Source organism: Thiolinea disciformis DSM 14473 (genome assembly GCF_000371925.1).
Classification (GTDB): Bacteria; Pseudomonadota; Gammaproteobacteria; order Thiotrichales; family Thiotrichaceae; genus Thiolinea; species Thiolinea disciformis.
The window spans coordinates 1-12022 of sequence record NZ_AQVE01000002.1; the positions used below are offsets into that span (position 1 = coordinate 1).

At 44.4% G+C, this 12022-nt stretch carries 16 protein-coding genes; 12 read left to right on the forward strand and 4 right to left on the reverse strand.

All coding sequences use genetic code 11. From position 1 onward, the window contains the following. The 3 genes from A3IE_RS0101555 to A3IE_RS0101565 form a co-directional block, all read right to left on the reverse strand. On the reverse strand, window positions 1-230 hold a 230-nt coding region (locus A3IE_RS0101555; RefSeq protein WP_020393814.1), incomplete at its 3' end, for a helix-turn-helix domain-containing protein. A 59-nt stretch (window positions 231-289) separates the two neighbouring features. Further along, complete coding sequence (locus A3IE_RS0101560; RefSeq protein WP_020393815.1) at window positions 290-781, reverse strand: hypothetical protein; 492 nt, start codon at window positions 779-781, stop codon at window positions 290-292. Window positions 782-900: 119 nt separating this feature from the next. Next, window positions 901-1500: a hypothetical protein gene (locus A3IE_RS0101565; RefSeq protein ID WP_020393816.1), complete on the reverse strand. Its 600-nt coding sequence runs from the start codon at window positions 1498-1500 to the stop codon at window positions 901-903. 186 nt (window positions 1501-1686) lie between these two features. On the opposite strand from A3IE_RS0101565, the gene hisC reads away from it, so the two are divergent. The 8 genes from hisC (at window position 1687) to folA (ending at window position 8342) form a co-directional block, all read left to right on the forward strand. Beyond that, window positions 1687-2745, forward strand: coding sequence for a histidinol-phosphate transaminase (gene hisC / locus A3IE_RS0101570; protein ID WP_026154720.1), 1059 nt, complete (start codon window positions 1687-1689; stop codon window positions 2743-2745). 2 nt (window positions 2746-2747) lie between these two features. After that, window positions 2748-3506 carry a Nif3-like dinuclear metal center hexameric protein gene (locus tag A3IE_RS0101575; protein ID WP_020393818.1) on the forward strand — a complete coding sequence of 253 codons (759 nt, stop codon included), beginning with the start codon at window positions 2748-2750 and terminating at the stop codon, window positions 3504-3506. Window positions 3507-3664: 158 nt separating this feature from the next. Next, window positions 3665-4261 (forward strand): ubiquinol-cytochrome c reductase iron-sulfur subunit, encoded by a 597-nt coding sequence (gene petA, locus A3IE_RS0101580; protein ID WP_020393819.1) that lies wholly within the window; start codon window positions 3665-3667, stop codon window positions 4259-4261. Then, the gene (locus A3IE_RS19615) at window positions 4261-5877 is read left to right on the forward strand and encodes a cytochrome b N-terminal domain-containing protein (protein ID WP_020393820.1); all 1617 of its coding nucleotides are present in this window, start codon (window positions 4261-4263) and stop codon (window positions 5875-5877) included. The genes petA and A3IE_RS19615 overlap by 1 nt, the downstream gene beginning before the upstream one ends. An 11-nt stretch (window positions 5878-5888) precedes the next feature. Then, a complete protein-coding gene (locus A3IE_RS0101590; RefSeq protein ID WP_020393821.1) occupies window positions 5889-6641 on the forward strand; it encodes a cytochrome c1 in 753 nt (250 codons plus the stop codon). A gap of 98 nt (window positions 6642-6739) precedes the next feature. Then, window positions 6740-7369, forward strand: a complete 630-nt coding sequence (locus A3IE_RS0101595) for a glutathione S-transferase N-terminal domain-containing protein (RefSeq protein WP_020393822.1) — start codon at window positions 6740-6742, stop codon at window positions 7367-7369. Further along, on the forward strand, window positions 7366-7854 hold the full coding sequence (locus tag A3IE_RS0101600; protein WP_020393823.1) for a ClpXP protease specificity-enhancing factor: 489 nt from the start codon (window positions 7366-7368) through the stop codon (window positions 7852-7854). The genes A3IE_RS0101595 and A3IE_RS0101600 overlap by 4 nt, the downstream gene beginning before the upstream one ends. A 5-nt stretch (window positions 7855-7859) precedes the next feature. Beyond that, a complete protein-coding gene (gene folA, locus A3IE_RS0101605) occupies window positions 7860-8342 on the forward strand; it encodes a type 3 dihydrofolate reductase (protein ID WP_020393824.1) in 483 nt (160 codons plus the stop codon). Here the strand turns inward: folA and A3IE_RS0101610 are convergent. Continuing rightward, on the reverse strand, window positions 8339-9226 hold the full coding sequence (locus tag A3IE_RS0101610) for a formylglycine-generating enzyme family protein (protein WP_020393825.1): 888 nt from the start codon (window positions 9224-9226) through the stop codon (window positions 8339-8341). The two genes, folA and A3IE_RS0101610, sit on opposite strands and share 4 nt — an antisense overlap. Window positions 9227-9451: 225 nt before the next feature. On the opposite strand from A3IE_RS0101610, the gene pilV reads away from it, so the two are divergent. From pilV to A3IE_RS0101630, 4 genes are read left to right on the forward strand one after another with little or no spacing between them, the layout of a single operon-like run. Continuing rightward, entirely contained in the window at window positions 9452-10048 is a 597-nt protein-coding gene (gene pilV, locus A3IE_RS21780; protein WP_083900560.1) for a type IV pilus modification protein PilV, read from the forward strand. Between the two features lie 4 nt (window positions 10049-10052). Next, a complete protein-coding gene (locus A3IE_RS0101620) occupies window positions 10053-10946 on the forward strand; it encodes a PilW family protein (RefSeq protein ID WP_020393827.1) in 894 nt (297 codons plus the stop codon). A gap of 17 nt (window positions 10947-10963) precedes the next feature. Next, the gene (locus A3IE_RS0101625) at window positions 10964-11488 is read left to right on the forward strand and encodes a pilus assembly PilX family protein (protein ID WP_020393828.1); all 525 of its coding nucleotides are present in this window, start codon (window positions 10964-10966) and stop codon (window positions 11486-11488) included. Window positions 11489-11506: 18 nt separating this feature from the next. Next, the gene (locus tag A3IE_RS0101630; protein ID WP_020393829.1) at window positions 11507-11977 is read left to right on the forward strand and encodes a type IV pilin protein; all 471 of its coding nucleotides are present in this window, start codon (window positions 11507-11509) and stop codon (window positions 11975-11977) included. Window positions 11978-12022: the final 45 nt, after the last annotated feature.

Genomic DNA, 12022 nt, shown 5'->3' on the forward strand with positions numbered 1-12022 from the left:
GTGAAGGAGGCTTGCTCCACAAACCTTTTAAACGCGTCCCAATCCTGAATGGTATGCCGACGTCCACGCGACCACACCTCCGGCTTTAAACGTCCTTCCGCCTGCCAGCGTATCCAGTCATCCAATGTCGTTCGCGCTATTTGAAACTCGCGACACACTAAACTTTTATTCTGATGCCGTTCATAAGCCGCCAACACGCGTTCTCGTAATTCTAAACCATACACACCCATCGCGGAGCGTCTCTTGAGAATTGACCAGTATTAGAGTGTAGCTTAATTAGCAGAATTTACTATATAATGCGTGCTGGTTTTTCGACAACTTGCACCGTGAGGTCATCATATTGCTCAGGAATCTTTTCCAAACAGTCTTGCACGGTGCCAATACAGTTAGTACGCCATGTTTGATGTGCGTCTTGCTTCTTCACGCGTCGTGTAGTTGAAGTGTATTGCGCTGCTTCGGCGCGCAACTCAGTACGTGCGCGTTCAACCTCGATGACTTCATCTACTTCTTCATAAATAGCAGGTTCTATTTCTTGCTGATGTCGAGCCGGTTCAACTTGAACAACCATGTCACGCCAAGCCATTTCGCTAGGAATATTGGTATAAGAGACTGAACTCTCGGTCACCATCACGCGTTTTTCACGTAGCTGAAAAGTAGCCGGTTGTAAAACCTCCGCTTTGCAGGCTGTTGTGAAGGTGGCCATCGCGGGTAGTGGCCATGTTAAAATACCAAATAACCAAACACAGGTATGGATAGTTTGCAGCTTATCCCTAGTGATCATGCAATTTATCTTGTAATGATTGTGAGGCAGTGAATGTGCCCAAAAGCCCTAATTACAGGTTTGTAGCGGACGGCAAAAGTTTAGCAGTTTTTAACAAATCGTATAGGTAATAGTGCAAATTATGCCGCTTCTTCAACTAAATGAAAGATTTCACCGGTTAGTTTATCTATTTTTTCAATAGAACCACGTCCCTGTTTCCAGACCCGTTTAGTGTTGGTCGGCTTAGTGGTGTCATGGTGGTTGACCCGTTTAGGCGTCGCTTGGGGTGCGGATTTGACTGGTGTTTGTATTGGAGCAGTCGCTTTTTCTGACTTTTCTTTAGCGGGTTGTACTGCATTTACCACAACAAGCTTTTCCTGATTGGCTGCTGTTTTGGGTGCGATTGGCAAGGTAATAATTTCATGAGGCAGTACTTTCGGTAATACCACCGGATTGTAAGCAGGTGTTTCTAAGGTACGTTTAACAGGAGCAGCTGGTGTTGTTGCTACCTTAACTGGAGGGGCTACCGTTGTAACTTCCATAATCTCTGGTTCAAGCTCTAATGGTCTATCGGTGATTTTAGGTTGCTTGAGCAAGGGATAGGGGTTATTGCGATAGGCTTCAGCGATACAGTGACGATTATTAACCGTTTGGTAGTAATTTTTAGGAAAGGCAGTCGCATTCTGTGCGAGCACGGTCACTGTATGAAAAGATTCTTTATTGGATAAGGACATAGCCATTACTCAAGCCGTTAATCGTCATCGGATTCAGCTAGTATTCATAAAATTGAAAGTGCGTGCAGGCTTAGCTGTGATGGGGTTTAGCAATTTAGAGATAAGTGGAGTGAGCTGTCGTGTTAACACTAGTCAACGGTGCATTTCCCTTATATTATCTGGCTATTTGAGCGCAATGCGCTGGATAGTTTTATGAGTAAGTATTGGAACCCTTTGGTTCAAAAGCTTGAGCCTTATACTCCTGGTGAACAACCAAAAGATCAACGTTACGTCAAGCTGAATACCAATGAATGCCCATACCCGCCTGCACCTGAAGTGTTTGAAGCGATTACAGAAGAACTTGATGAGTCTTTGCGCTTATATCCCGATCCGAATGGCGATATTTTAAAACAAGCGGTAGAGGATTTTTATGGTTTGCCCTCTAAATATGTCTTTGTCAGCAATAGTTCAGATGATGTATTAGCGCATGTATTTCATGCTTTATTTCAGTCAGACAAGCCGGTTTTGTTTCCTGATATTTCGTATAGCTTCTATCCGGTTTATGCCAATCTTTATCAGCTAAAAACAGAGCAAATTCCTTTACGCGAGGATTTTAGTTTAGTGCTGGAGGATTATCATAAACCCAATGGAGGCATCATTTTTCCTAACCCCAATGCACCCACGGGACTTGCCGTAACGACTGCGCAGATTGAATCTTTAGTTAAAGTGAATACTGAGTCTGTGGTGGTGGTGGATGAAGCTTATGTTGATTTTGGTGCCGAAACGGTAGTGCCTTTGCTTACCCAATACCCGAATTTATTGGTGGTACAAACCTTATCAAAATCACGTTCTTTAGCGGGTTTGCGCGTAGGTTTTGCGATGGGGCACCCTGATTTAATTGAAGCCTTAGAACGGGTAAAAAATTCATTTAATTCTTACCCACTAGGGCGCATGGAATTAGCGGGTGCTGCAGCCGCTTTAAAAGATCGCACGCATTTTAAGGCAAATTGCGCCAAGATTATGTCGACGCGTGAGCAAGTGACCAAAAACTTACAACGTTTGGGTTTTACGGTATTACCGTCCTCGGCCAACTTTGTATTTGCTGCTCCCGCCCAAGGTAATGCAGAGGAGTTATATTTAGCCTTAAAACAGCGCGGTGTCTTAGTGCGTTTCTTTAAAAAACCACGTTTGGAGCGTTTTTTAAGAATTACGATTGGAACTGATAGAGATATGGCTATCTTACTCGATCATTTGTTTGAATTGGTTGGTTAATAGTGGTAAAGCGTCAAGCCTTGGAGGCTTACTTAAATACTTTATTAAATGTAGCAAAGTTTCGCGATTATGCCCCTAATGGTTTACAGGTAGAAGGGCGTGAGGATATTCGTCGTTTGGTGACAGGCGTGACTGCCTCACAAGCTTTATTAAATGCAGCACTGGAATGGAAAGCGGATGCCATTTTGGTACACCATGGCTACTTTTGGAAAAGTGAAGCAGCCGCTGTAGTGGGGATGAAAAAGCAGCGTCTTGCTACTTTGCTAACAAACGATATTAGTTTATTTGCCTATCATTTGCCCCTCGATGCTCACGCGGAGTTTGGTAATAATAGTCAACTCGCCAAACACTTGGGTTTTATAGTGGATGCTTATATGGATGAGCGTGAATTACAAGGGGTGGGGTTGGTGGGTCATTTACCTGAGCCGATGAGTTTGGCAAGTTTGGGGCAACATATTGCTAAGCTATTAGAGCGTGAGCCGATATTGATTGCGGGTGGTGAACATTTGATTTCGCGCATTGCTTGGTGCACCGGTGGTGCGCAAAGTTATATTGATCATGCCGCCAGTTTGCGGGTAGATGCGTATTTAAGTGGTGAATTGTCGGAGCCCACGACCCATAGCGCACGTGAAAATGGGATTCACTACGTGGCGGCAGGTCATCATGCTACTGAGCGTTATGGAGTAAAAGCTTTGGGGGAGCATCTTGCAGAGCAGTTTGATCTTGAGTGTCAGTTCGTGGATGTAAATAATCCTGCTTAAAGTCAGATTCTACTGCGATTTTTTATGCTATGATCGCCGCCAGAAATTTAGCGCCGTGTTCATGGAGGCGTCAGTTGTAACCGGAATTGAAGGCTTGCTGTTTGTTTAGCTTAACCAATAGCGGGCATAAGTTTTGATCATTTGGGAGTAGGCTAACGATGGCAAATTCTGGAGTAGACACCAAGCGTCGTCGCTTTCTCATTGCCGCGACTTCGGTCGTAGGGGCAGTGGGAGTGGCGCCGCTGGCATATGCATTCCTTGGATCGATGGCTCCCAGTGCACGTGCTTTAGCAGCAGGTGCACCGGTAGAGGTCGATGTTAGTAAAATTGAAGCTGGGCAACTCACGCGCGTGTTGTGGCAGGGCAAGCCGGTTTGGGTGGTAAATCGCACGCCGGAGATGCTAAGCAATTTGCCTTCCTTAGATAATGCATTACGTGACCCCAATTCAGACGTTCTTACCCAACAGCCTGAATATGCGAAAAATGCAACGCGTTCTATTAAACCCGAGTATGTGGTGTTAGTTGGCATTTGTACTCACTTAGGTTGTTCACCCGGTTACCGTCCAGAAGTAGCGCCTGCTGATTTGGGCGCTGAATGGAAAGGTGGATGGCTTTGTGCTTGTCATGGTTCACGCTTTGACTTAGCAGGACGTGTTTATAAAAACGTTCCGGCTGCTACTAACTTAGTAGTGCCGCCACATTATTATAAAACTGACAATATTGTCTTAGTCGGTTTAGATGGAGGAAAGGCGTAATGGCAGATCATCCTAAGCATAACTATACGGGTTTATTAGGCTGGGTCGAAGATCGTTTCCCCTTGATGGAGACGTGGAATTATCACTTAGCTCAATATTATGCGCCGCGAAACTTTAATATTTGGTATTACTTCGGCTCATTAGCGATTCTCGTTTTAGTTTTTCAGATTTTTTCTGGCTTATTCCTAGCCTTCCATTATAAGCCTGATGCTGCTTTGGCCTTTAATTCGGTTGAGTACATCATGCGTGATGTGCCAGGCGGTTGGTTCATCCGCTATATGCACTCCACCGGTGCATCCTTCTTCTTTATCGTAGTCTACCTACATATGTTCCGCGCACTGATCTACGGATCCTATAAAGGCAAGCGTGAACTATTATGGTTGATTGGTATGACCATTTACTTAGCGCTCATGGCAACTGCCTTTATGGGTTACTTATTACCATGGGGACAAATGTCTTTGTGGGGTGCGCAAGTTATCATTAACCTGTTCAACACTATTCCTTTTATTGGTGAGCAGTTATCAGTTTGGTTACGGGGTGATTTCGTATTAAGCGATGCAACCTTAAATCGTTTCTTCGCACTGCACTTCTTTATCCCTGTCATTGTGTTACCAGCTTTAGTGTTTGTGCACATGGTAGCCTTACATGCAGTGGGTTCGAATAATCCTGATGGTATTGAAATTAAACAAGGCCCTAAAGGTAATCGTTGGAGTCCAGATGCACCGAAAGATGGTATTCCTTTTTTCCCTTATTACATCGTAAAAGATGTCTTTGGTGTTGGCGTCTTCTTATTCGTGTTCTTTGCGGTCTTGTTCTTTGCGCCAGAAATGGGCGGCTTTTTCTTAGAACCCCCTAACTTTGAACCGGCTAATGCTCTGAAAACACCGCTTCATATCGCACCTGTGTGGTATTTCACACCGTTCTATACCATTTTACGTTCGATTCCCGATCCATGGTATGGCACAGTGGGTATGTTCTCAGCCATTATTTTGTTGTTCTTATTACCTTGGATTGATAAAAACCCTATCAAATCATGGCGCTATCGCAATGCCTCACACATGGCTAACTTACTTCTATTTGCTATTGTGTTCTTAATTTTGGGTTGGATGGGCACTAAGAGTGTTGAGCCACTTTATAAAGAGTTAGGCACTCGCATGACTCAAATCTACTTCCTATTCTTTGTGGTGCTAGGTATTCATAGTCGTCCGTTTGCCAATAGCCAACCTTCTAATGTCTTAGGTATTTTGATCGCAGTGGTCTTAGGTTTGCTAGTGTGGATCGGTAGTGGCTTCTTATCTTTTGGCGGTATTTTTGCTGGGATAGTTGTTGGTTTGGCTTTTGCGTTGATCTTTATGTTAGGTAATTTTATAGCGAAGCAATACTTCGGTAAGAATGGCGTTAAAGCACGTTATGCAGCGTGGTTCTTCATTTTGTTAGGACTGATCATTTTCTATGATGTCTATTTCCGCTTCGTGCCTAGCGACACCACGGCAACCGTACAAATGTTGCTGCAATTGATTTGGCCGGTGGTGTATTTAGGCGTGACTTTGTTGTTGCCTGCTTTGTCGCCCAGCGTTAATGCAGAAAAACCAGTGCCTGAGCGCGTAACTGAGTAAGGGGTAAACCAATGAAAAAGTTTATAAGCGGTATGCTATTGGCGTTGTCAGCAGCCGTTCTACCAGTAAGCGGCGTTCTGGCTTCAACAGGTGTTGAGCTGCCGCCTGTGAAGGCTAATATTCACGACAAGCAGAGTTTGCAACGTGGTGCAAAATATTTCGTGAATTATTGTATGGGTTGCCATAGTTTAGGTTCTAGCCGTTATAATCGTGTGGCTCAAGATTTAGGGCTTTCCCCAGAGCAGGTCAAAGATAATTTTATCTTTACCCGTGATGACGATGGCGAGCTCCAAAAGCCGGGCGATTTAATGACCAACGCGATGCGTAAAAAATACGGTGAGGCCGTTTTTGGTGTAGCACCGCCTGATTTGTCTTTGTCAGGACGGTTACGCGGGGAAACGTGGATTTACCATTACCTGAAATCCTTTTACGCGGATAGAACCCGTCCTTTTGGCGTGAATAATACGGTTTTCCCTAATGCAGGTATGCCACATGTATTATGGGAGTTACAAGGTCTACAACGTTTAGAGGTCAAGGAAGAGCATGGCCACAAAACGGAAACCTTGGTGTTAGATCAACCCGGTAAGCTATCACCCGCTAAATATGATGAAGTTGTCATGGATTTGACTAACTTTTTAGTCTATGTCGGTGAACCTTCTAAATTATCGCGCCCTACCATTGGCATATTTGTGCTAATCTTTTTAGTAATCTTCACAGCTGTTGCGTATCTGTTGAAGAAGGAATACTGGAAAGATGTTCATTAATAGTAAATTGATATAAGATTTACTCCATTAATGTGTAACTGCTGCTCCAGAATTCTGGGGCAGCTTTTCTTTTTTGAACCAAGGAGTTTCTGCTCACTATGGCATCAATTTCCAGTCGCCGTTCCGTGATGACCTTATTTTCTGCCGCCGATTGTGCCGACAGCCATCGCGTGCGTATTGTATTAGCTGAAAAGGATATTACGGTTGATGTACTGAATATCAATCCAGATGACAAGCCGGATGACTTAGCTGAATTAAACCCCTATAACACCACTCCTACTTTGATTGATCGTGATTTGGTACTATACGATGCACGTATCATCATGGAGTATTTGGACGAGCGTTTTCCGCACCCGCCCTTGATGCCAGTCGATCCGGTCACACGTGCCCATTCACGCTTGGCTTTATTCCGCATTGAAAAAGATTGGTTTTCATTGATTGCTGATATTGAAAGTGGTGATGATAAGCTGGCAAGTCAAGCACGTAAGATTTTACGTGAAAGTGTGTTATCAGCTGCCGAAGTATTTGCCATTAAGCCTTACTTTTTAAGCGATGAATATACCTTAGTGGATTGCACCATAGCGCCTGTCTTGTGGCGTCTACCTAAGTATGGTATTGATGTTCCAGCGAAGCAGGGTAAACCTATCCTGAAATACATGGAACGTGTTTTTTCTCGCGATGGCTTCCAACAATCCCTTAGCAAAGTTGAAAAAGCGATACGCCCATGACTCCAAAACGTCCTTATTTGCTGCGTGCTTTCTATGAGTGGATACTCGATAATAATATGACGCCGCATATCCTCGTGAATGCGAATGCGAAAAATGTGTCAGTACCCAAGCAGCATGTGAAGGATGGTCGTATTGTCTTGAATATTAGCCCAACGGCCATTCAAGATTTTATGATGGATAATGATGCAGTGAGCTTTAGCGCTCGGTTTGGCGGGGTAGCGTTTTATGTGTATTGCCCCGTCTATTCGATTTTGGCGATTTACTCCCGTGAAACTCAAGATGGCGCATCCTTCCCCGAAGATGAGTATGCGCATTTAACTTCTGATACTGATCTCCACGAAGAAGAGTTGCCCGAGCCTAAACGCCCCGTTACACCTGTTTTAAGTGATGTTTCGAAGAAAACTTCTACCAAGAAAAATTCATCTGATGATAATAATGATAAACCCCCTCCAAAATCACGTCCCTCGTTGAAGGTCGTTAAATAGTTCGCATGATCTCTTTAATTGCTGCCATGACGCCAAGTCGTGTTATTGGCAAAGCGGGTGTCATGCCTTGGCATTTGCCTACTGATTTAGCTTGGTTTAAACGCCATACCTTGGGCAAGCCCGTGATCATGGGGCGAAAAACATGGCAGTCGATAGGACGCCCTTTACCGAATCGAACTAATATTGTGATTTCACGCTCTCAGCCCGAACATGAGGCAGGCGCTATTTGGGTAACTGATCCGGAGGCGGCAATCAGACAAGCAGCGTCAGCATCCGAGGTGATGATCATCGGTGGGGGGCAACTCTATGAGTATTTCCTGCCTCAATCTCAGCGTTTGTATATAACCTTAGTGCAGGCTGAGTTGGCCGGTGATACGTGGTTTCCTGAGTATCAGGCTGAGCAATGGCAGTTGGTGGAGCGGCATGGGCACCCTAAAGATGCCAACCATCTTTATGACTGTGAGTTTATGATACTAGAACGTATTTAAAGCTCACGTACGACGCGAAAACCAAGATTGACATCTAATTCATCCCAATAGCGTTTTTTGCGTGCAGCACTGCGCGCTAATACGGCTGGGTCAAACCACGATCCCCCTTTAGTCACGTACCAATGTGGATCGGTATTGCTGGTCGGGCTACCGTCGCGATTAGCGCCTAAATGTGAACTGCTCCAATGCGTATTAGTAAACTCCCATACATTGCCGTGCATATCAAAGAGCCCCCATACATTAGCGGCGCGTAGGCCTACTTCACTAGCTTGTACACTTGGTATACAACGTGGCCAGTACCAGCGCTTTTTTTCTAAGGCTTCTTGATAAGGGTAGGCTGGATTAAATTGCACTTCTTTACAGGAGACCGTATGCCCAAAACTAAATGGGGTAGAGCTTCCAGCACGTGCCGCATATTCCCATTCTGCTTCAGTGGGTAAGCGATAGCGTTGGCCGGTTTCCTCATTAAGCCATGCTAAATAAAGTTTAATATCCTCTAAACGCACATTAATCACGGGATAACGTCCGCGACTCCAAATTAACTCAGGGCGCAATTGCCATTCAGTCGCGGTGCGGAAGCGCTCAAATTCTTCAGCGGTCACGGGATAGCATCCGATAGCAAATGCTTGGGCTAATGTGACAGTGTGTTGCGGATATTCTTCGCGGCGATGCCCAAATTCTTGTGCTGTTGATCCCATGCTAAAACGACCGGCCGGAATCACCGCTAAAGCAGGGCCATAACCACCACTTTTCATCTTATCTTGAAAAAAATGGTGAGAACTATAAGAGGTAGCACTATTTTTTTGTAAGTCAAGGAGTTGTGTTTCAGTTAAATCATGTACATAAGCTAGGGATGTATCGGGAAGAGCATTGACCGCCAACATGCAGAACTCCACAACGTAAACTTGAAATAAGTAGCTTTTATTAGCTAATGTTAATATTCACAATTTAGCACCCCTACCCCAGTAGCTCAAGCAGTACCGCATTCAGTAAGGCTTAATTATAATCAAATTATTACATCAGATAATTGGTCATCATTTATATTTATAAATAGACTCGGTTTTCTGATAGTATTGTTCCATAGTCAAATCATAATTATTAGAAGTACTATGAAAACTCGAATGCTACGTGCTCAGTCTGGTCTAAGTTTGCTTGAAGTGCTTATTGCCGTTGTTGTGCTCTCTGCCGGTTTATTAGGGCTTGCAGGTTTACAAGTCGCTGGCCTGAAAAGTTCGCAAAATACCACGGCACAACAACAAGCCACTTTGGCCGTTTACAATTTATTAGAAAAAATGCGTGCCAATCGGCAAGCTGCGATAGCAGGCAGTTATAGTAGCCCTACACCTTATACCGCAGCAATGTGTGACAGACCGATTGCAGTAGGTTGCCAATATACAACGTGTACCAGTACGCAAATTGCTCAGCAAGATATCCGCGATATTATGTGTGGTACGAATTCGACCAGTGGCAGTGGTGGTGCATTGACACAAAATGCCGGAGTCTCACTCCGGATTAGCTGTACCGTGCCAACGGATTGCAGTCAAGGTATCGAGTTCGACGTTCAATGGACCGAGCGTAAGCTAGATGAAGTCAAAGGAAGTGTGGCCATAGCCTGTGGTGATGGTTCTCTTAACGCTGCCTGCACTTTTAATGTTAATAGAGATAAAAATAATCCGGTTTCCATGCAATTAAGAGCGCGTTTATAGTGCTATGAATACTTACTTTTATAAAAATAATAAAAAGCAAGCAGGACTTTCCTTAGTAGAACTACTGATCGCAGCCATGTTGGGTGTCTTTGTGATTTCTGGTCTGGGAGCTGTTTATATCAGTAGCAAACAAAGTTATCTGCTCCGTGAGCAAACCTCTGAGCTAGATGAGAATGCTCGTACGGCTATTCGTGCTTTGCGTGAACATCTCGAGCATGCGGGCTATTCTTCAACCGTAGGGCAGCGTGTTTATCCTTATATTTTGCCAACAACAGCCTCGATTCCGAGTACGACGAGTTGTACTAGTTCAGAAACCAGCATCATCAATCCGTCAGTGCTTAAAATTACCGCTAATGGGGGGGTAGCAAGTCCTGATCAAATTGCGGTGACTTATGTTGCGGATCAGTCATTGAACACTGATTGTACTGGAGGCGCCTTACCCGATGCCTGTATGCCACCAGCGATGGAGAAGCGCCAAGCCCAGATGATTTATAGCTCTTTTTATTTAACGAGTTCAAGTGCACAGAAAAATAGCTTAGGTACCAGTATACCCAGTTTGCAATGTGCGGGGTCGCGTAATGCCACCGCGCAACCAATTGCTCAAGGTATTGAAAATATGAAGATTCTGTATGGGGTTGATCTGACGGTTCCAGCGGCTAATGAAAGGCGCTTATGGGATGTAGATGCGTATCTAACTGCCGCTCAAGTGACCTCTGCGAATGCTTGGGACAAGGTAGCTGCGATTCAAGTTGCTTTATTAGTAAGAAGTATTGAGCCTGCCTTCCCCCAAGCACAAAGTGCTAAATACGATTTAATCGGAACCGTTATTAATACGAATGACCGCTATCGGCGTGCGGTGTATAGCACCACCATTTATTTACGCAATATAGCGCGTTAAGGCTAAGAGGTATTGGTATGTACATAACTCAAGCAAGACAACAAGGCGCTGCTTTATTGTGGGGGATGGTTTTATTATTGGTACTGACAGTAATCGGTGTGGCAGCAGCCCGCATGGGCGTTACCGATACCAAGATTGTAGGCAACGAAATGAGTGCGATGTTAACGTATCAGGACGCCGAATCTTTGCTAAACCAAATGCGTCCACCCTTGGATCAATTAGCGCCCGAAGCTACCTTATCCTATTTAAAAATGACGATAGAAGCCGAAGCGCATAAAAAAGCGTTTGAGGCAAATCAGACAGGGGCAGCTACCAGCGGTCAAATTATAGTGAATTATGGCGAGCGTTTAACGCAGTGCAATCCACAAGAGGGTTATGCCATGCGGATTGAGATGACACCAGAAGCAGGGGGCTATGAATGTAATAGTTTCATTATTACTGCTAAGAGTCATTTAGTGGGATCAGGAAATCATAGTACTCATTCGATGGGAGTTATGCATTTTTCGCCAGCACGTAGCCAGACTCTTTCTTCAAGCAAATAGACTGAAAGGCAAATAACAATGAAAATAAAAAAGCAAAGTGGCTTTTCCTTATTGGAATTAATGATTGTACTAGCCATTATTTCCATACTAGCAGGTGTTGCTTACCCTAGTTATACCAACCATGTGCGTAAAGGCAAACGTGCCGATGCTAAAGTGGCCTTACAAAATGCCGCCCAGCAAATGGAGGCGTTTTATATAAGAAATAATTATCGCTATAGCCCTAAAGCGCTAGATAGTTCATTAGATAGCAATGCAGACACTGGGACGATTAGCTCACCTGAAGGACAGTATACGATTGTGGCTCAGGTTCCTAGTGGAACGACACCACCAAGAAGCACTTATGTCCTTACTGCAACAGCTAAGCCCAATTCAACGCAAGCTAAAGACAAGGACTGTTATCGATTTCGTCTAGATAACACGGGTCAAAAAACCTCTTTAAAGCAGGTCTCCGGCGGAGTAGCCTTTAATCAACCCGACACTTGCTGGTAATCATTTGAACAGTTGGCCTGAGTGATAGTATAAAAATAAGCGGAA